Source organism: Gottfriedia acidiceleris (assembly GCF_004138285.1).
In the GTDB taxonomy this organism is placed as follows: Bacteria; Bacillota; Bacilli; order Bacillales; family Bacillaceae_G; genus Gottfriedia; species Gottfriedia acidiceleris_A.
Map to the genome: position 1 here is coordinate 1 of NZ_SCFN01000089.1, position 205 is coordinate 205.

The 205-nt window shown below is 50.2% G+C and carries 1 protein-coding gene; it reads right to left on the reverse strand.

Going from position 1 to position 205, the window contains the following annotated elements; translation table 11 throughout:
- Positions 1-16: 16 nt before the first annotated feature.
- On the reverse strand, positions 17-205 hold a 189-nt coding region (locus EP747_RS24570), incomplete at its 5' end, for a hypothetical protein (RefSeq protein ID WP_205753866.1).

The window sequence follows — 205 nt, forward strand, 5'->3', positions numbered from 1 at the left end:
GTCCATTGTATTACTCTTACTCCATATATTTACACGCTGATATGGTGGCTCTGCCCCCATACCCCCGGCCAGCACTCTTCCCCAAAAGCAAGGGGGAAAAGAAGAAGAGAGTGTACAAATTTTTGTACACCTCGATTTTAAGCTTCACCCGAAATCGGGTGAAGCTCTCGGCATAGCCGAGCAGGTGGACAGCACGTCCACACCC